Source organism: Nostoc parmelioides FACHB-3921 (assembly GCF_014696625.1).
Lineage (GTDB): Bacteria > Cyanobacteriota > Cyanobacteriia > Cyanobacteriales > Nostocaceae > Trichormus > Trichormus parmelioides.
Genome location: NZ_JACJQL010000028.1, coordinates 33,788 through 53,925 on the forward strand (window position 1 = coordinate 33,788; position 20,138 = coordinate 53,925).

Below are 20,138 nucleotides of genomic sequence, written 5' to 3' on the forward strand. Positions count from 1 at the left end.
GTTATTCATACTGACGCACCCTACTAAGCTGTTTATTTCGGATAATTTATTTTTTGGTGTTCCCTCAATATACAAGGTTGGGTTAAGCAAAGCGCAACCCAACATTGATCCCGAAAACTCAACATAGATTCCTGGTGTTGGGTTTCCTTACGTCAAACGCCACTCGCCCCAAGTCGGGAAACCCGTCCACGGCGGTGGCTTCCCAACCTACAATTGTTTGCTCTTTTGTATTGCATCATTTTATTCGTGTCAGTCCACGACATAAGATTTATTATTTCATAATAAGAGATTTAATTTCTTGCTCTATTTGTCCACTAATAATTTCTTGACCAATGCCAGGTTGGGCAAGATTAACCTTCACGAAATTTATCTGATCTGCTGCCGAGAATTTATTATCTTTATTAGAATCTTTGATAATTTTGATAAAAATTTCCTTCCTTCCTGGCACGACCACCCAATTAATAATTTTAGAATTATTTGGTGTTACTTGTTGCAGATTCTTTCCTGATAAATCAGATATATAACCAATTACAGCATCTTCTTGATTAAACTTTTTATCTTTATTAGTATCCTGATCAATAATTTGATAAAGCCAAACTCTTGTGGATGGCTGACCAGGTGTTTTTATTTCTACTAAATCAAAGTCATTAATAATTGCTTTTTTATTTAATAAAAGGTGACTCGCACCGTCTTGTTTGCGATAAAATATAAAATTATAAAGTAATACATTATATCTTTTAGAAGAACGCGAATAATCATCTAAACCAACTTCTTTTTCTACATCCCTACCTGTGGAATTAACTGGAATCATTAAATAATCTGTCGGCTCTTTAATAACTAAGTCGCCATAGTTAATTTGAGGTTGTGTTTGCTGCTGTCCAACAGCCTGTGCTGATTCTGTTTTTTGGGAAATATTGGTGTTGCAAGATAAAGAAAGACTTGCTACGAATATTGTGGCTACAACATTCTTTACGAAATAATTTTTTTTCATTACCTGTTCCTACCAAAAAATATTTCTGTCTTATTATATGTGCTGCTAAAAATTAACCAGATTTATCAGTCTTACTCTGTCGAGTTAGTTGTTATAGCTTGTTAGGGTGCGTCAGTATGAATAATTTCTTGGTACCACTAGGTTTTTTCTCACTGACCCACTCTAAATTTTGGATATTTTTTATCTGGAAGTTCCTAAGCACTAGTATCAAAAATTCAACTTTTCCAGGTGAACAAAAAAATAGCCCACGAATGTGGGCTTGTCTGTACTATTTAAAGTGCATAAAATACCCCAAACAAATTACTTTGGTTGCTTGAGTACCTGTCTTAAACTGGTAGTCTTACCCCAGTCTTTTTACTGGGTTCTCAAGCGTAAATTATGACACTCCTTGCATTATGTATAATACTTTATCATCTCTTTATGTTGAAAATCATTAAAATATTGAAAAACCTGGTGCAGGTTGACCAGGTTTTCCAAAATTCACAGGTTTCAAAATTGTTAAATTTAATAAGGAAACAGTTGAGAAAGTTTACAACTAGGGTGGACATAACAATCAGCAAATTCAGCATTCTTTGTTTTTCCGCTTTGGGATTTGGTTTTGCCTGCTTCGGGCTTTTTACCACATCGCATAAAATATGCTGGGATTTGCTTGGGCTGATGACGGGAGACACCGAGTCATTACCCTTTTAGTTTGGTTTTTGGTGTCTTGATATTTAAGTTAGCACCTAGTTAATGATGATCAAGTGTTAGTTTACTAAAGTTGATATTTTGTAGATTTTTGCAATAAAGTCTTAAAGCTTTGATCCCCAACTATCTTTTGTGGATAATTGGGGTGATATTTAAGAAATCCTTTACCAATTCCACATCACAGGACTATCATCATGATTGTCGGTAACAATACGACCGATCGCATCAATTTCGCTAATTTCCTCAGCAGAGAGTTGAATATTGGCAGCTTGGGCATTATCTTTTGCTTGTTCAGGATAACGCGCACCGGCGATCGCATTCGCTTGGGGTTGAGCAATTAACCAAGCTAATGCTAACTGTGCCAAACTAGCGTTATGGCGCTCTGCGATGGGGCGCAGTTTATCTAAAGCTTGTTGAGCGCGTTCAAAATTTTCGCCTTGAAACAGTTTATTTTTAGCTCGGTTATCGGCTGGATCAAATTGCTGTCCACGAGTAAATTTCCCTGTCAGCAATCCCTGCGCTAAGGGTGAATAAGCCAAGATAGAAATATGATTTTCCACACAGTACGGTGCTGCATCTTTTTCTACTTGTCGCCAAAATAGAGAATAGGGAGGCTGTAAGCTGTCAATTCTGCCGTATTGTGAGGCCTCTTCTAATTGGGCGCGGGAAAAATTAGAAACACCGATTGCGCGGATTTTACCCTGCTCTTTCAGGTGGTTCAGGGCGTTCATGGTTTCCTCAATTGGTACTATCTCACTATTGAAAGCACCAGCAGGCCAATGAATTTGGTATAAATCTATGTAATCAGTTTGGAGATTTTTCAGAGAGCGATCGCAAGCTTGAATCACTTGATCATACTTGAGATGGTTGGCGAAAACTTTTGTTGCATACTCCACTTGGTCACGCACATCAGACAAAGCTTCAGCCACAATCTGTTCGGAATGTCCTTCGCCATAAACTTCGGCTGTGTCAATGGTGGTAATTCCTGCCTCAAAAGCTGCTCGAATGGTTTTAATCTAGTCAGCATCTTCAATTCCCACCCACATTTTCTTCCCGGCTTGCCAAGTCCCCATAAGAATGGGTGAAATTTTGACATCTGATGTGCCTAGTGTGCGCTTTTCCATAAAGGTTCCCTAATTCACTTCCCTGGATAGTTTTATACTTTAACGGTCTTCGCTGTAAATTAAATCAGAGTTACAGTAGATGGCGATGCTAACAGAATTGACCTTTTTTGAATTTAAAATGCAAAATACCCTTTGCTACGCAACGCTACCGCAAACGGGAAGGCTGCGCCAACATTGTCTTTAATTTTGAATTGGAGCGAAGCGACTTGACTACAACAGTGCATACCCTCAAAGAATGGGCAGTGGCGATCAATGCCTTAGAAGGCGGCAAAACAATCGTGTTACTGCGGAAAGGCGGTATTCATGAAAACAAAGGACGCTTTCAAGTAGCTCATGAACAAGTTCTGCTTTATCCTACCTATGAACATCAACAGCCTTCCTTACTCAAGGCTGAATATGCAGGTCTTGTTCACCCAGTAACATCTGGTTGGCATCCAGAAACGGTGAGGATAGGAAGTTGGGCGCAAATTACCGATATTCTGCCCATCAGTGATGAGGTCACTGTCAACGCCTTATTACCTTTTCATATTTGGAACGAGAATTTTATTAGCGATCGCCTAAAATGGAAGCCACAACAGCCAATATTTATTCTCCTCCTGCGGACTTACAAACTACCCCAAGAGCAGGAAATTCCCTACTGTGCAGAATATGGCGGCTGCAAATCATGGATTGATATCACTTCACCCATACAACTACAAGATTCTCAACCAGTCTTGTCCGATTCTGATTATGGGCAGATTGTAGAAGAAATTCGGGCGATCGTTCATTAATTGGTCATTTGTCATGCCGTCAAAACTCTTTTTTTGAAATAAAACTTTAAATATTTTCTAAAAAAGTAACTGTTGATACATACGCTTATAGAAACCGCATATACCATTGAAAAAATCTTAATCCTAGATTAAAGGCAGGTATGAAGCTTATTCGGCTTATTTTTCTAGTTAGCCGATAATAAGCAATCTAAATCTCTCATATTTATTTACGTAATTGTACGATTTTGGATTGTACATAAGTTGACATACCCTAAGAACACTCAAATTATCCCACAAGGGTGATGTGACCGTTGACAAAATTCTGTCAATATGCAATATATGCTTAATGCAAAGGAGTCTGCCATGTATCGACAAATGTGCTGGATATCTAAGACTAGCGGAGATGGTGACAAAATTTTATATCTGCAAACTGCACCCAGCCAACCCTGGCGACCATACACAGCTTTTCCCCAATATTCAGTACCAGATTATCAGATACCAGGTGGCTCCAAAGGTTGGGCAACCTATCAGAAGTTACTAAAAGCAGGCTGGACATTAGTTCCCAGCGCCCGTGCCAACGAATTTGGTAGCAGTGTTCATGCAGAGTCTATTGTTAATGGTCAGTAGTTATCAGTTGACAGTTGACAGTTGACAGTCATTTTGATTTTGGAATACCTTCGCCGCGTGGGTCGGCTGCGCCTTCTAAGTCGCCTTCTTTGGTGACAACGATCGCATTAATATTACCCCAAGGATTAGTTTCTTTGATGTTATGTCCGCGTCGGCGTAAGTCTTGTAGGGTAAGCGCATCTAATCCCCAAGGTTCTACTCGTAACTCATCGGGTAGCCACTGGTGATGTATGCGTGGGACAGATACGGCTGCACCAACATTCATATTGTATTCCAAAACATTGAGAATAACTTGCAAAACTTGAGTGATGATGGTGCTACCACCAGGCGCACCTACTACCATGCGGAGGCGTTCGTTCTCGGTGATGATAGTTGGTGTCATACTCGATAAGGGAGTTTTGCGGGGTGCGATCGCATTGGCTTCGCTTCCTACTAACCCGAATACATTGGGAACCCCTGGCGCAGCAGCAAAATCGTCCATTTCATTGTTGAGCAAAATACCAGTCCCCGATGCAACCACTCCAGAACCAAAGCCATAATTAACGGTAAAAGTGAGGCTGACTGCATTACGTTCTTCATCGACGACATTTATATGGCTGGTTTCGGGAGATTCATAGCGATTTGCATATACTCTCTGGGGAATCTCGGCTTTTCCAAACCGTTGTAAAATTTCTGGGGCGATGGGTTTGACCTGAGTTGAGGGTGTGGCTCTGTGTAAATCAATTTCTGCACGACGCTTTTTGCTATAGGCTGGACTAATCAGCGCTTGTAGAGGAATTTTGACAAAATCGGGGTCGCCTAAATATTGTGAGCGATCGCTGTAGGCAATTTTCATTGCTTCTGTGAATAAATGCAAAGCGTTGGGATGATGCCAACCCCAAGATTTTAAATCTGTGTCACCAATAATATTTAACATCTGCAATAGCAACACACCACCTGATGAAGGTGGTGGCATTGAGCAGATTTTAGCTTGACGGAAATTGCCACAGACAGGATTAAGCCAGATGGGTTTGTAAGCTTTCAGGTCTGCTAAAGTAATCAAGCCGCCATTTTTCGCCATATCATCCGCGATCGCACGGGCAATATTACCAATGTAAAAACTTTGAGGATTTTGGGCGATCTCCGCTAAAGTGCGTGCTAAATCACGCTGCACCAACCTTTCCCCGTGCTGATAAAATTCGCCGTTGCGAGTGAATATTTCCCTGGCTGCTGAGTTGCTGAGAATGATTGGCTTGCGAGTTTCCTGTACCTGCATGGAACGCCAAGTTGGTTTTTGACTGAGAACGAAACCATCTTTAGCGAGTGCGATCGCAGGTTTTACCACCTCATTCCAGGGTAATTTACCATAACGACGATGTACTTCATACATCCCGGCGATTGTTCCTGGTGTAGCTACCGCCAAATAACCGTTGATACTTGCATTTGGGCGCACCTTCCCTGCATCATCCAAATACATCTTTCTTGTAGCTTTGAGGGGTGCGCGTTCTCGAAAATCTAACGCTTTGATTTCTCCCGTTTTCTGGGAACGCATCAGCAAAAATCCCCCGCCACCAATTCCGGCAGAAAATGGTTCAACAACAGAAATTGCTAAAGTTGTGGCGACTGCTGCATCGAGTGCATTACCACCTTTGCGTAAAATTGCTACACCGGTCTCACTTGCCAAAGGATGGGCAGATACTACCATGCCTTTTTTACTACGCAGAGGTACGGTAATAGTGGCTGAGGCTATTTGATTGTAGCAGAGAAACCCCAGAGAAAAGACGGTAAATACAACCCGTTTCGATTTCGCAAGGTTAGGCATTTTATACTTTTGCGTGGGATATATTTAGCCTACACCCAATGGGGATAATACCAATTCACAATTTACCGTTGGATGACTAAATCGATCTCTTGCAATAGCTTTGAGTCAGATTATTGATGAAAATCATCAATAATTACACTGAATGTGTTTTAGACAAAAAGATGAGTATTTATAACTAAAATAGTACTTATGTAGGAAAACGAAAAATCAAGGGTCTTCGCAATGGTACACGGGTATAAGAGTATGAATTAATTCACAATACCCTACGGGTACTCTGCGAGAACGCCTTTGGCGAACACGGTAGCATTCTCTCACCACTGTTAGCGTCTTTGAAGGAGAAGAGTAGGCTACGCCAACAAAATTCAAAATAAATGTTTTACACCCCTATACCCCATCTCAATAGATAACTTTGGTGTATGATTTCTGGGTGTGTTAGGCATATCCTTAGCTGATAAACTTAGACACAAAAAGACTTTTCACTCAGTCTCCAGTCCCCAGCTATATGAAAAAAATGTTTTTGGTATAGTCTCTTCTAAACATCTATTTCTTACTTTTTTTAGCTTATAGTAGCCAAATACACTAGGATTAGCTATATTCCCCTAAGTATTACTTCAGAGAATACATACTTATATGGGAATCAGTTGGAAAAGTATCAAAGTTTCTATAGGTTTTTTCTGCACGCTCACCCTCACACAATTTTTGGCTACAAATACTCCTGTCCAAGCAGCTGAAACAGTCGTAGTGAGATTTGGGTTATTTGCCGAATCTATACCTGTGGCTGATTTACAGAAAGCGGCGGAGACTGGTGAATTTCCCAGCAGTTTAAACCTATTCACCAGACGATTATCAGAACAACAACGCCGCACTGTCATCGAAGCGCTAAGGATGAGAGTACCGTTGAATGTTGTTACCATTAGCAGGTTACTTAACACCCAAATTGGGACAACTATTCTCAATGACCTCGCTACAGCTGTGGTTCGCAAAGATCAATCTGGGGCAAAAGCCTTAAGAGCTAGTTTGGTACTGGGTTCTACAGCACCGCAGGGTCTTTCTATTCTCAGCTTTATTGCTGCTTACCCCAGTCGAAGCCTAGAAATTAACTTACCCCAAGCTTTCCAAGTGGCGGGGAGTTTAAACAATGCTTTCTGGCGTACACAACAATTTATGCTGGCGATTAGTCCTCAACTTGATCCCACGACGAAACCGCAGATTTCCTTACCTTTTGACCCTAGCCAACCAGGAAACGCTCAAGTGCAAGTACTGAAATTGAACTTGAATGATCAAAAACGCGATCGCCAAATTCCGGTGGATATATACTGGTCAACATCTGCAACTCAAGAAAAACCCGTAATTATCTACTCCCACGGGATGGGATCAGTCCGTACAGATTTACACTATTTAGCTGAACATTTTGCCTCTCACGGTTATGTATTTGTTGCTTTAGAACATCCAGGAAGTAATCAGGCAAATACAGATTTAGCAACCAAAGGTAAAGTGCGACTTTTAGAACCCCAAGAGTTTTTAAATCGTCCTCAAGATGTCAGCTTTGTTTTGGATGTATTAGAAAAACTCAACCAAGCAACAGGTAATCCCTTACAAGGGAAACTGGCAACTAATAACACGATGGTGATTGGCTATTCTTTTGGTGGTGGTACAGCTTTATCTTTGGCTGGAGCCGAGTTACAAATAACAGGAATCAGAGAACGCTGTCAGAATAAATTAACTATTTTCAGCCTGGGAGAAACTATCCAATGTGTTGCTCAAGAATTGCCAGAAAAAACTTATCAACTGCGGGATAACAGAATTAAACAAGCAATAGCTTTAACTCCCACGACTTCATTAATGTTTGGCGAAACTGGTTTAACAAAGGTGCAAATTCCGACTTTAATTGTCGCTGCTTCCGCAGATAAAACTACCCCTGCTTTAACCGAACAAATTATGGGATTTAGCAAAATTCCATCGCCTAAATGGTTGGTGGGTATCATTGGCGGTACACATTTGAGTGTAAAAGACCCCAGCGCCACATTAGATCAGGTAGACAAACCCAACACACCCCTGACTGGTGGTGAAATAGTGGGAGAACAAGCTGCCGATGTTCGCCAATTTGTCAAGGCGATCGCTCTAGCAATGGCGGCACAACTCACGCCAGAAGCCGAAAAGTATGCGGTCTTTCTCACTCCGGATTACGCTCAATTGGCTTCAACCCAGTCATTTCCTTTTCGCATAGTTACAGAAATTCCCCCACAAGCTATTCCCATAGGTAAACAATAGCAGTACACACGGGATTAATCGCATTTCTAACAACTGTACAGACGCGATTAATTCCGTCTCTGACTAATGACTATTAGTCCCATTTTGTAATACAGAACTTCTTATGAGCTTGAGAATTTCTGCTACCAGAATATTGGGATCTAGAGGTTTATTAACATAGCTTTGAAATCCAGACATGAAGGCCATGTTCAAACTGTCTTCTGAACCTAGTGCAGTGAGAGCGATCGCCGGAATATTTCTGTTGTCTAATAGGGCATTGTTTCTAATTTCATTTACTAATGTATATCCATCCATATCGGGCATGGCAATGTCAAAAATCAAAATATCAAACTTTAGTTGTTTGATAATCTCTAGTGCTTCCAATGCTGATGTGGCTGTTGTTACTTGAACACCATAGCTTTCTAAAACGCAGGTAGTTAAAAACAGACTATCAGCATTATCATCTACTGCTAAAATGTGCAAACCATCTAAAGACTGAAAATAATTTGTAACGTCTTCTGGATGCAGTTCTTCCGAGTTATTTGCCACGCTATTATAGCCTCCCTAGTTGTCCAAACCAATTACGGAGGAAGTCATACCAAAGGGCTAGTGGGGGCTAGCCCTTTGGTATACATCTGTAAATCAAACTACCACAACCTGAGGTTTGTTGATTTAGTTATGAGTTAGGACTGACGCACCCAGATTTTTTGTTGAGACCAGGTGTAAGGGTGTAGGGGTGTAAAACATTATACGAGTTGTCTTTCAACTCAGCACCCAGGAATCCTGCTCACAGTTTACCTGTGAACACCCTATCAGCAGGGCCGGTCATGTAAATTCTTTGGTCTACTTCTGACCATTCAATTTCCAAGGGGCCACCAGGTAATTCTACAGTGGCGAGGCGATCGCTTCTGCCAGTCAATACCGCCGCTACCAAGGAAGCACAAGCCCCTGTACCACAAGCTAAAGTGATTCCTGCGCCGCGTTCCCAGACACGCATCTTTAAATAATCACGGCTGACAACTTGAATAAATTCGGTGTTTGTTCGTTGAGGAAAAGCTGAGTGATGTTCAAATTTAGGGCCGATGGTTTCTAAAGGAATCGCTGCCACATCTTCCACAAAAGTAATACAGTGGGGATTCCCCATGCTGACACAAGTAACTTGCCAAGTTTGCCCTTCCACCTCTAGGGGTTGGTTAATGACTTTCCCATCCGCAGCACCAAGAGTTGTCGGAATTTCCCCAGCTAGTAACCGAGGTAAACCCATATCTACCTTGATTTGTCCATCAGGGGTGAGTTGGGGGGTAATCACACCAGCCAAGGTATGAATGCGATAGGTATCTTTATTACGAGAAAGACCTTCCAAATCAGCCAGAAATGCAGCTAGACAGCGAATACCGTTACCACACATTTCCGGTTCTGAACCATCGGAATTAAAAATCCGCATGGTGTAATCAGTACCGTTTTCTCCAGGTAAAGCAAAAATTACACCATCAGCCCCGATACCAAAGTGGCGATCGCACATCTCCACCGCTTTCTCTGGAGTGATTGCCGGCGTTTTAGAAGCGCGATTATCGATGAGAATAAAATCGTTGCCTAGACCGTGATACTTAGTAAATTCGATTGCCATTTTTCCCATGATGAATTATCAATGATTAGGTATTGGGGATTAGGTATCGGGAATTGGGAATTGGGGATTGATAAGACGACTTAATAATGTCCCAGCCCCTATTCCCTAGCCCCCAGTCCTCAGTTTCCAATCCCTCAATTATTCCATCATTATCAAAAATGGCTATAACTGAATTTGACACTTCACTACCTAGTATTCGTCAACTACAAAACCTGATTAAACAAGCAGCACCAGTAGAAATCAAACTGGTGACAGGAGATGCAATTATAGGTAGGGTTTTATGGCAAGACCCTACCTGTGTATGTGTCGCTGACGAAAACAGCCGTCAAACTACTATTTGGAAACAAGCGATCGCTTATTTAAAACCCAAAGGGTAGGGATTGGGGACTGGGGATTGGGGATTAGGAAAGAAGTAGACATACCTTAATTTTGTTCGGCTTTACTTAATGCGCGAATTTTGTAGCTTTAGCTTTCCTTCGGAACGCTACCGCGTTCGCCAAAGGCGTTCTCGCAGAGTACCCATAGGGTATGTTAAATTATTAACCCCGTATCTCTTTCACAGTTTCCGTCTCCTTGGCTTTTACTTGGGGAATCGCTAGGGGTATTGCGTTGACTACGGCAAATAGAGGCTGTATTTGATTCAGACTTGGGAGGCTACCGCATAGTAGAACTTGGTCGCCAGTCCGCAGGTCAATGTTGTCATTGGGAGAGCGAATAAATTTACCGTCTCGCCTTATCGCTTGTACTTTTATACCGCTTTGTACATCCAGTGCCAAATCCTTGAGGGTTTTACCCAAAACGGCGGAGTTACCATCAACGGCGACCCACTGACAAGCGCTATTTTGTCCGGGAACACCCACCTTACCTTGGGCAAATTCCTCTAACGCTGCTAGTTCTTCATTAGCGCCGACAATCAACAAGCGATCGCCTGCTGCTAATTTGGTTTGATTGTTGGGATAATCGATTTCTTCACCGTTGGCGCGGCGGATTGCCATTAAGCTTACCCCTGTTAAGTAGCGCATATCCGCTTCTTCTAAATTCATCCCAATCAGGGGAGAATCGGCTGGTAGAGCATACCAACGGCGATTTAAATCTTGAGTAGCTTGCTGTAAGTGGCGGGAAACTTCATCAGCGTTCCGTTCTGGGCGAAAATCTAAGTAATGATCGCTGCGGATTTGCTGCATTTCTTGTTGTAATAAACCTGATGTCCAGCCTACATCGGTTAATAAGTGAGTCGCCATTTCGATACTGGCTTCAAACTCTGGTTGCACGACTTCCCTCGCTCCCAGTTGATACAGCAACTCAATGTTTTTGTCCTGGGTGGCGCGAACCACCAAATCTAGTTCAGGACAGAGTTCCAGGGCGCGTTTCACACACAAACGGGTACTCATAGGGTCAGGAAGAGCGATCGCCATACCTTTGGCATGACTTACCCCTGCTGTTTCTAGAACGTGGAGGCTGACGCAATTACCGTATACATAAGGTATTTCCGCGTCTCGTAACTGTTGAATCCGGCTTTCTGATTGGTCGATAACGACTACAGGCACGTTGTGTTGCTGCAACAACTTCACCAAATTCTTACCTACTCGTCCATAACCGCACACTACTACATGATCTTGAAATGGTAGGTCTTCTGATATATCTAATGCTTGACCTTCTCCAGCTATGTAGGGTTTGAGCCAGGGTATAGATTCGGCAAAGTTAAATACTGCTGGCAGTACACGTAACACAAATGGGGTAAGCATGAGTGTTACAGCTGTAGTCCCCAATATCAGTAAATATACGCGTCGGGAAACCAACCCCAGTGCCTGTCCCTCACTGGCTAACACAAAGGAAAACTCCCCAATCTGCGCCAATCCCAAACCAGCGATTAAGGCTGTTTTTAATGGGTAGCGGAATAGTTTGACCAAGGGAGTAATAATCAAGAACTTGCCCAAGAAAACTAAAGCTACCAACCCCAGAATTAGTTCTATGTTCTGCAACAAAAACACTGGGTCAATGAGCATCCCAATCGCTGCAAAGAATAAACTAGCAAAAATATCTCGTAGGGGTTCTACATAGGTCAGGGTTTGGTCGGCATACTCCACCTCAGATATCATTAACCCAGCGACGAAAGCCCCCATTTCAATTGACAGGCCTAAAGATTCTGTCAGCAGGGCAATACCCAAACACAGCGCCACCACACCTAATAAGAATAGTTCTCGGCTTTCTGTGCGGGCTAACAGTCGCAATAAAGGCGGTATGACCCAAATCCCCGCCGCCACCGCCCCAGCCGCAAATAGACCAATCCTGACCAAGGCTGTGAGGACGGCCACAACAATAACTTCCCCCGGTTCATGCAAAGCAGGTAACACCGCTAGCATTAATCCCAGCGCCAAGTCCTGGACTACCAAAATCCCCAGCATTACTTGACCGTGGGGCGTTTCCGTTTCGTTACGCTCCATCAAGCACTTGAGAACAACGGCTGTAGATGATAGGGAGAGAATCGACCCTAGAAACACGCCCTTAGCAGGTAAGGCTCCCCAGGCTCCCGTTAACCCACAAACCAGCACTGTAGTTAAGATTGTCAGGGCAATTTGCAGCCCACCACCACCAAGGGCGATCGCCTTTACTTTTTTCAATTCAGCAAAGGAAAATTCTACGCCCAAGGCAAACAACAAGAAAGCAACGCCAAACTGTGCCAGAGTTTCTACTTGAATAACTTCTTTAATCAGCCCCAGCCCAGCCGGCCCCACCACCATCCCGCCGATGAGATAGCCCAGCAGCACAGGTTGTTTGAGCAACGCCGCAAACAATCCACCACAGGCAGCAACGGCGAGAACTGACACTAAATCAACAATTAATCTAAAATCTTCTTGCACCAGTTTTTCTAAGAACTATTAAGACCTATTAACTTTAGAATACAAATTTTTAACTATCTGGGGGAAGGGAACTGTACCAGGGCAACAAAATTTATGTATTTTTCTTAAGTTAGGACTGATGCACGCAGATTTTTTGTTGAGATTGGGTGTGGGGGTGTAGGGGTGTAAGGGTTTAGGGTTTTAAACATTCATGTGTAAGTTCTATAAGTTTTAGCCCTAGAAATTTACAAACTCTTGTTCAAATTATTTCATATACATAATATATGCTGAACTAAATATTAATATATCTAATATTCTGTTGTTCCAAACCTACAGGGAGTTTCCAACCAAAATTTATACCCCTACACCCCTACACCCCTAAATTCCAGACAAATACTTAGCCAATTGTTCGAGTACAAGAGATTGAGCAGAGTGTAGAAAAAAGTGGTCGCCGGGGAACATATGTAAGTTAAAGTCAGCTTTTGTTTGTTCTCGCCATGCTTGCAATTCATCACCAGTAACTTCTGAATCTTGTAATCCGCCAAAAACTGTAATGGGACATTCTAAAGGTAATTCAGGAGTATAAGTATAAGTTTCTAAAACTGCAAAATCAGCCCGTAAAATCGGTAAAAATAGCTGCATTAGTTCTGCATTCTCTAATACTGTCGATGGTGTACCGTTGAGATGGCGTAGTTCTTCTATAAAAGCTGGTTCGGGTAGATTATGAATAGGTGGATGTAAATCGGGAATGTGTGGGGGGCGACGACCGGATATGAACAAGTTAACGGGGTGAGTATCATACTGTTTTTGCAGGAAACGCGCTACCTCAAAACTGACCAAGCCACCCATGCTATGTCCCAGGAAGGCAAAGGGCTTGTTTAAATATGGGTAGATAGCGGAGGCGATCGCCTCCACAAGCGGTTCCATCTTGTGAAAAGGCGCTAACTGCATTTGTCTTCCTCGCCCAGGAAGTTCAATAGCACAAACCTCTACAGATGCAGGTAGATAATTTGGCCAAGTGCGAAAAATAAAAGAACTACCACCCGCATAAGGAAAGCAAAATAAACGCGAAGCCGCTACAGGATTTGGCTTGGGACAAATCACCCAAGAGTTGTAACTTGATGTGTTGGTTTTCATCACGTTGAATGATCTTGGATTTTTTCTAAATAAAATTATTGTAGAGAAGTTAAACTCCTCTACAAATAGAAAGTGAGAAATTATTGATAATTAATTGTGTAAGGTTAATTCCTTCATCTTTTTGATTATTGTTCAAGTGATTTTTTTGAATCCTTGACCAATGAACGTTGCAGCAACAAATATACCGAAGGGACAAAATATAAAGCAATTAAAGTAGCTCCCCCTAATCCACCGACAATGGTAATGGCAAGTGGTGGCCAAAAACCACTGGTATCTAATAATAGGGGTGTAAATCCAATAATAGTAGTTAAAGTAGTTGCAATGACATGACGGGTGGAACGGATGACTACTTTTCTGGCTGCATAGCGATCGCCTTGACGGGCTTTGGGGTCATGGTTAAGGGAACTCAGAACAACAATTGAATCGTTGACGGCAACACCAATCAAACCAATCATGCCTAAAATTGCCGTAAATCCAAAAGGATAATTAAACAAAGCTAACGATCCCAATCCTAAACCCATCGATAAAATAGCAACCACTAAAATAATGCTTGCCAACCGAAAAGAACTAAAAGTTAGTACTAAACTGGCGATCATCATAATCATTAACACCCCAACGGTAGAGATGAGGTTACTTAAAGCATCACCCCGTTCTCCTTCTTCTCCGCCAAAATCCCAAGAATAACCAGAGGGTAGGGTAAAGTTACTTGCTGTTAAACGATCTTGAAAGTCATTCTGTACCTGCGCTGCTAGCATTCCTGCGGGAATAAAGCCCTGTACAGTATTAACTCTTTTGCCATTGCGGCGAGAAATCGTCACCACATCTGGAACAATTTCCACGTTACCAACCGCAGATAAGGGAACAACCCTATTACCAGACTGGTTTGAGTTTCCTGGAGATAAAAGGGTTGATGAAGCAATATCTCCTAAATTTCCTCGTTCTGATTCTAAACTACGTACCCGTACTGGTAATTCTTCCGTCCCCTCGAAAATCGAACCCCCAACAATTCCCTCTAAGTTGGTGTCCAATTGTCTAGCAACGGTGGTTTTGTCTAATCCTGCTAAACGCAGTTGTTCTTCATCTAGGTTTAATGCCAACTTCGGTAAGGTTTCGGTTAAATTAGCGCGGGTATGGATGACATTGGGTGTTTTGGCCAATTCAGCTCGCAGTTGATCTCCTAACTCTCGTAATCGATCTAAATCAGCTCCATAAACTCGCAGTTCAATGGGTGCGTCAAAGGGTGGGCCTTGTTCTAACTGTCGGACAATAATTTGGGCTGCGGGAAAGGCTTGATCAAGTTCTTGTTGTAAGGTTCGGATTAAGGAACCAGACTTGACATTTTTCTGAAGTTGAACCAGACCCTGAGCATAATTAGGAGAATTTTCCCGATTTTGAATCACATTGTAATAAAAAGGTGGCGCACTTTTGCCGATAAACCATTGAACATCGGCAATTTCGGGATGGCGTAACATCAATTCTCGCGCTTGAGTCACTTGGGACTGTGTTTGTTGCAAAGAAGCTTGAATGGGCAATTCAAAATTTAAATAAAATTGACCGCGATCTGTGGGGGGGAAAAATTGCTGCTCCAGATTAGCCAAGGACATAAAGCCCCACAACGGTAGGATCAAGCTTAAAGCTATGCTCAATAAGGGTCGGCTGAAAGTGCGATCCAGACTCCAACTGTAAAATTGGCCTAAGTGATGGTGAGAAAAGCCCACTTGCCACCAACTTCCTGATACTGGTGTGGGCTTCCAATAATGTAACCGACCTGCTAAAGCGGGAATCACTGTTAGAGCTAAAAATAAAGAACTAACTAGGGCGAGAATTACAGTTACTCCAATAGTTCCCGTAAACTCCCCCGTTCCCCCAGGTGCAGTGGCGATCGGTACAAAAGCCAGAACACTGGTAAATGTCGATGCCAATAAGGGAGAAAAGATTTCCCGGACAGTAGTAGCAACCGCTTTTTTAGGTGTTAGTCCTTCTCGTAAATAAATTTGAACTTCATCTACAACGATAATGGCGTTATCAATTAACAGTCCCAAGGCAATAATCAGACCAGTCACAGAAATTTGATGTAGCGGCACCCCTAAAAGCTTCATGCTACCGAAGACCATGAAAACAGACAGAGGTAAAGCAGAACCAACAATTAACGAAGACTTCCAGCCCATCATGACTAGGGTAATGCCAACCACCAAAACAGCTCCAGTGATTAAATTCATTAACACTTCGTTGAGACGCTGTTCTACGTAATGACTTTGGTCAAATAGTATTTGCAGACCAACGCCCTTTGGTAATTGTTGCTGAAATTTCTTCAAGGTTGTGTTGGCGATCGCTGCCCAAGCATCCAAACGCTGTTCTGATTCAACGAACGCAGAGATGGCGATCGCTCGACGACCATTAACTAAAGCTAATTCTCTAGGGGGATCTAAAATTCCCTTTTTAATCTGAGCAATATCTCCTAGTCGTACTACATTGCTGGAGTTACCCGATTGAATTGATAAGCGATTGAGACGGTCAAGAGAATCAAGTTCTCCATTAATTTCTAATAATAAATTACTTTGGTTGCTCCGCAGTTGCCCTGCCGCAACTTTAGCATCACTCTGTAAAATTTGTTGAGAAAGAGATTGTATTGTTAACCCTAAATTCGTTAGTTGTTTTGGGTTTACCTCAATGGTAATTTCTTCTTGGGGGGTACCAAACTGCTCGACCTTTTCTGTTCCCCCAATCAAACGTAATTGATCGTCTAATTCTTGCGCCCAACGGCTTAAAATTGCATAATTTGGGGCGGATTCCAAATCCCAAGTCAAAGCGACAATTAAAGCATTAGCTTTAGGTTTCGATTGTTCAAATTTAGGAGTTGCGGCACCTGAAGGCAATAGGGGAATCGTATCATTGATTTTAGCCCGCACCCGTGACCAAACAGGATCGACATCGTTGATTGTTTCGTTTAACTCAACTGTAATGCTGGAGAATCCCAGACGTGAGGTGGATTCAATATTATTAATTTCTTCTACTTCAAATAGGGATTGTTCTAATTTATCGGTGATTAGGGTTTCGACCCGTTCTGGTGCCGCACCTGGAAAACTCGTTGTAATCACCGCAAATCGGGGAGTAATTTCTGGATCTTCAATGCGAGGTAAACTAAAAAAGGAAGATAAGCCCCAAACAGCGATCGCTAAAACTGTTAATATTAGTAGCCGGACATTCTGATAAAAAAGATTGTTCATAGGATATTTTTATAGGAGAAAGTTAGGTTTAAAACCTCGCCCCTAGTGGGCGTTCGCGTTAGCGTCTCGTCAGAGAAAAAATCCTTGTTTCCCAATGTAGGTAGAAACCCCAACGCCACTTGCTATATGCCGGGGAACCCGTCCACCGCAGTGGCTCCCCCTTGTGGGTGGCTGTCTTTAATTTTGAATTTTGAATTTTGTTCGCCCTTGGCGTTCCCGCAGGGTATTTTGAATTGATTCATTTGGAACGCCCTATTGAGATAGGACGCACCTTTTGGCCAGGAACCAGCCGATTTGTGCCATTAGTAATAATTTGTTCATCACCTTCTAGGGTTCCTCTTACCAAAACCCGTTCGCCGTCAGTATAAAGAACTTCTACATCCTGACGTTCTACTTCAAAGCCTCCGGGAACTGTTCCTAAAATGTAGACAGACCACAACCCCCGTATACCACGTACTAATGCTGTTGTTGGCAGCCAATAACCGGAAGTTGATATCTTTTGTTTTAGTTGCCAATTGACGATTTGCCCTGCTGTTAAAGTTTTACTGGCAGCATCTTCCAATTTTAAAACTATGGTTATGGTACGAGTAGCTTTGTCTAGTTCTGGTAAGAAGGAATCAACCTTTGCCCGATAGGATTTTTGACCCACCTGTATTGATTGAACTTCCCCGATTTTAATTTGAGAGGCGAGGGATGCGGGAATGCCTATATGGGCTTTCACCTGTTCTACTTGAACCAGACGGACGATCGCTTGTCCACTAGAAACGGCTGTACCTAGATCAAGATAACGCTGAGAAACTTTACCAGAAAAAGGAGCTTTGAGAACACTTTTTTCTAAATCAAGCTCTAAACTGGCTAGACGGCTTTGTAATTGTTTGAGGGCGGCTTTTTGAGCCTCAATCACTTCTGAACGAGTTCCGGCTAATAATTCATTGAGCTGACTTTGGGCTTGTTTTACCCTAGCCTGTTGAGCTGTAATCACTTCTGAGCGAGTTCCGGCTAATAATTCATCCAGTTGACTTTGGGCTTGTTTTACCCTAGCTTGTTGACTATTAACATCGGTAATCGCTTCGTCAAATTGTTCACGAGCGATCGCTCCTTGATTATAAAGGGCTTCTCGTCGCTTACTTTTAGAGCGTGCTAATTCTAACTGTTCCTGTAAATTATTGACATTAGCCTGTGCTGAGGCGATCGTTTGTATCCGAGGCCCTGATTGCATTTCCTTGAGTAGCGCCTGTTCTTGCGCTAGTTTAGCTCTCGCTGTCTCAATGGTTTCTGCCCTGGGCCCAGCTTGCAACTCTCTCAATTGGAACAGTGCCTGTTGCTTTTGAGCCAATAATTCTTGCTTTTGAGCCATCAACTGACTGGTATCTAAACGGGCTAAGGGAGTACCTGCACTCACCCATTGTCCTGCTTCTACCGTAAGTTGGGCAACTTTACCAGCCCGTTCAAATCCTAAACTACTAGTATTTTGGGCAACGATTTCTCCCGTATAGGTACGAGACTGCTGATAAGAACTGGCAGCAACTAGATTATCCACTTCCACGGGCAGGAAATTTTGATTTTCTGCTATTGCAGAACTAATGGGTTCTAGTGTTTGACGAATTGAACCCAGCCAAAAACCCAATCCTAGCAAGAGTAGGCTACTTAGACATAATCCCCAAGAAAACCTCAAAGAGCTTTTAGGAGTTTTATTGTGTTCAACAGAGGAGGCAGCAATCTCTAGAGTTTCTTCCGGTGATGAACATGAAGCAGGATTGGTATCTTGCATATTAACTATTTTCCTAAAGCACTATCTGAAGGTTATTATCACTATCATCTCCTTAGGTCTTAATTACGCAGGAAATATTGCCCATTGCCCCTGGATGAATTTCCATACTTACCCATGAAAACTAAAAATCAAGGGTTTGGACAAGGATATAGAGGTACGGAAATAAGGGATGTAAATGTTGAAAACCCTCACACCCCTATACCCTTACACCCTTACACCCAGCCTCAATAGACAGCCTGAGTACCTAAGTCCTGAATTTAACAACGATGACGATTTTTATGTTTGAGCCGAGAGCCAAAGGCTAGTAAACCTAGCCCCAAAAAGCCAAAGGTTATAGAAGGTTCAGGAACGTCTACAATTCTTAATTGAACTGGAAAACGAATCGAGACAATGGGATCTAAAGGGCCGAAAGGATCGGAAACAGATACGAAATCAGGAACAACTCCAGCATCTTCACTCACTAATTGGATTTTATTCCCTTTTACATCTGCTAAAAACGCATCGGCTAAACCATCACCTAACCCATTAAGTCCTGCAACTTTAAATACACTAAAGGGGTTGCTAATAATAGCTTCAGTGTCATCGTCAGGAGCGCGAGTTGCGCCATATTCCAAAAATGAATAAATATCGCTATAGCCAAAGGTGACAAACTTGTTACCATCTAGCAAGAGAAAACTTTCTACTTCATCAGGATTAGCTGAATAGATACGCTCCTCTAATGTGGAAGTAGGAGAAGAAAAATAGTTTTTTCCATTGATATCTTCTCCTAAATTCAAAGCTTTGGTAAAGTCCCTATCTTTTGGACCAAAACTAAATCCAATCCGATCAGCTGCAATATTATTCTGTGTTAAGAAGGTCGCAAAATTGCCAAAGCCTGTAATGTCATCAAGTAAAGTAGCTGCTTGTCTTGCCCCTGGTAGATTTTCAGGACTAAAATCAATCCCCGCAGCATAGTAAGGAGCAGGATTATTAGGAGAATTAAGACTCATTTCTATATGACCAAATCCATATGCCACAAATCCTTGAGGATCGGGATCTGTCGCACCCACTCGCTCTCCAAATAACCGTAAACAGTTATTAGATGAAAGAGGTCGGGTTTTGATAAATTGGACTGAACTATAATCGAAGAAATTGCCAGTTTCGCAACTCAGGCTTGCCGCACGCACTGGTGCTGCGGATATCATATTTGCGGTTGCTGTGACAGTCATTCCCAGTAATATAGAAAGGTATTGAGTTCGCATAGTTAGTGATTTGACTCCAAATAATGATATTGAATTAGTAAGTAGGTAGGCGGGAAAATTTCAAGG

The 20,138-nt window shown here is 42.3% G+C and carries 13 protein-coding genes and 1 pseudogene; 4 read left to right on the top strand and 10 right to left on the bottom strand.

Annotation, left to right across the window (positions count from 1 at the left end; translation table 11 throughout):
- Positions 1-271 precede the first annotated feature (271 nt).
- Complete coding sequence (locus tag H6G14_RS18325) at positions 272-991, bottom strand: hypothetical protein (RefSeq protein ID WP_190568762.1); 720 nt, start codon at positions 989-991, stop codon at positions 272-274.
- Positions 992-1,842: 851 nt separating this feature from the next.
- Positions 1,843-2,802 (bottom strand): annotated as a pseudogene (locus tag H6G14_RS18330) (aldo/keto reductase).
- A 206-nt stretch (positions 2,803-3,008) separates the two neighbouring features.
- Here H6G14_RS18330 and H6G14_RS18335 point away from each other — a divergent pair.
- Entirely contained in the window at positions 3,009-3,572 is a 564-nt protein-coding gene (locus H6G14_RS18335) for a DUF1802 family protein (RefSeq protein WP_242053474.1), read from the top strand.
- 342 nt (positions 3,573-3,914) lie between these two features.
- Positions 3,915-4,178: a hypothetical protein gene (locus tag H6G14_RS18340; protein ID WP_190568787.1), complete on the top strand. Its 264-nt coding sequence runs from the start codon at positions 3,915-3,917 to the stop codon at positions 4,176-4,178.
- Between the two features lie 28 nt (positions 4,179-4,206).
- On the opposite strand, the gene ggt is transcribed toward H6G14_RS18340, so the two are convergent.
- Complete coding sequence (gene ggt / locus H6G14_RS18345; protein ID WP_190568763.1) at positions 4,207-5,979, bottom strand: gamma-glutamyltransferase; 1,773 nt, start codon at positions 5,977-5,979, stop codon at positions 4,207-4,209.
- 630 nt (positions 5,980-6,609) lie between these two features.
- Between ggt and H6G14_RS18350 the strand changes: the two genes are divergently transcribed.
- On the top strand, positions 6,610-8,250 hold the full coding sequence (locus tag H6G14_RS18350; RefSeq protein WP_190568764.1) for an alpha/beta hydrolase: 1,641 nt from the start codon (positions 6,610-6,612) through the stop codon (positions 8,248-8,250).
- A gap of 63 nt (positions 8,251-8,313) precedes the next feature.
- Here the strand turns inward: H6G14_RS18350 and H6G14_RS18355 are convergent, their stop codons facing one another.
- The gene (locus H6G14_RS18355) at positions 8,314-8,778 is read right to left on the bottom strand and encodes a response regulator (protein ID WP_190568765.1); all 465 of its coding nucleotides are present in this window, start codon (positions 8,776-8,778) and stop codon (positions 8,314-8,316) included.
- A gap of 238 nt (positions 8,779-9,016) precedes the next feature.
- Positions 9,017-9,856 (bottom strand): diaminopimelate epimerase, encoded by an 840-nt coding sequence (dapF, locus tag H6G14_RS18360; RefSeq protein WP_190568788.1) that lies wholly within the window; start codon positions 9,854-9,856, stop codon positions 9,017-9,019.
- A gap of 158 nt (positions 9,857-10,014) precedes the next feature.
- Here dapF and H6G14_RS18365 point away from each other — a divergent pair, with 158 nt between their 5' ends.
- A complete protein-coding gene (locus tag H6G14_RS18365; protein ID WP_190568766.1) occupies positions 10,015-10,233 on the top strand; it encodes an Hfq-related RNA-binding protein in 219 nt (72 codons plus the stop codon).
- Positions 10,234-10,395: 162 nt separating this feature from the next.
- Here H6G14_RS18365 and H6G14_RS18370 read toward each other — a convergent pair whose 3' ends face one another.
- The 5 genes from H6G14_RS18370 to H6G14_RS18390 all read right to left on the bottom strand — a co-directional run bounded on the left by H6G14_RS18370 (position 10,396) and on the right by H6G14_RS18390 (position 20,072).
- A complete protein-coding gene (locus tag H6G14_RS18370) occupies positions 10,396-12,717 on the bottom strand; it encodes a cation:proton antiporter domain-containing protein (RefSeq protein WP_190568767.1) in 2,322 nt (773 codons plus the stop codon).
- Between the two features lie 357 nt (positions 12,718-13,074).
- Positions 13,075-13,833, bottom strand: a complete 759-nt coding sequence (locus tag H6G14_RS18375) for a thioesterase II family protein (RefSeq protein WP_190568768.1) — start codon at positions 13,831-13,833, stop codon at positions 13,075-13,077.
- A gap of 125 nt (positions 13,834-13,958) precedes the next feature.
- Positions 13,959-17,060 (bottom strand): efflux RND transporter permease subunit, encoded by a 3,102-nt coding sequence (locus H6G14_RS18380; protein ID WP_190568769.1) that lies wholly within the window; start codon positions 17,058-17,060, stop codon positions 13,959-13,961.
- Between the two features lie 238 nt (positions 17,061-17,298).
- Positions 17,299-18,831, bottom strand: coding sequence for an efflux RND transporter periplasmic adaptor subunit (locus tag H6G14_RS18385; protein WP_190568770.1), 1,533 nt, complete (start codon positions 18,829-18,831; stop codon positions 17,299-17,301).
- Positions 18,832-19,088: 257 nt separating this feature from the next.
- Positions 19,089-20,072 (bottom strand): PEP-CTERM sorting domain-containing protein, encoded by a 984-nt coding sequence (locus tag H6G14_RS18390; protein ID WP_190568771.1) that lies wholly within the window; start codon positions 20,070-20,072, stop codon positions 19,089-19,091.
- Positions 20,073-20,138: the final 66 nt, after the last annotated feature.

Excerpts from the sequence above, each read along its gene's own strand:
- H6G14_RS18325 (WP_190568762.1), bottom strand. The coding sequence starts at position 991 with ATGAAAAAAAATTATTTCGTAAAGAATGTTGTAGCCACAATATTCGTA.
- dapF (WP_190568788.1), bottom strand. The coding sequence starts at position 9,856 with ATGGCAATCGAATTTACTAAGTATCACGGTCTAGGCAACGATTTTATT.
- H6G14_RS18340 (WP_190568787.1), top strand. The coding sequence starts at position 3,915 with ATGTATCGACAAATGTGCTGGATATCTAAGACTAGCGGAGATGGTGAC.
- H6G14_RS18390 (WP_190568771.1), bottom strand. The coding sequence starts at position 20,072 with ATGCGAACTCAATACCTTTCTATATTACTGGGAATGACTGTCACAGCA.
- H6G14_RS18350 (WP_190568764.1), top strand. The coding sequence starts at position 6,610 with ATGGGAATCAGTTGGAAAAGTATCAAAGTTTCTATAGGTTTTTTCTGC.
- H6G14_RS18385 (WP_190568770.1), bottom strand. The coding sequence starts at position 18,831 with ATGCAAGATACCAATCCTGCTTCATGTTCATCACCGGAAGAAACTCTA.
- H6G14_RS18365 (WP_190568766.1), top strand. The coding sequence starts at position 10,015 with ATGGCTATAACTGAATTTGACACTTCACTACCTAGTATTCGTCAACTA.
- ggt (WP_190568763.1), bottom strand. The coding sequence starts at position 5,979 with ATGCCTAACCTTGCGAAATCGAAACGGGTTGTATTTACCGTCTTTTCT.
- H6G14_RS18375 (WP_190568768.1), bottom strand. The coding sequence starts at position 13,833 with ATGAAAACCAACACATCAAGTTACAACTCTTGGGTGATTTGTCCCAAG.
- H6G14_RS18380 (WP_190568769.1), bottom strand. The coding sequence starts at position 17,060 with ATGAACAATCTTTTTTATCAGAATGTCCGGCTACTAATATTAACAGTT.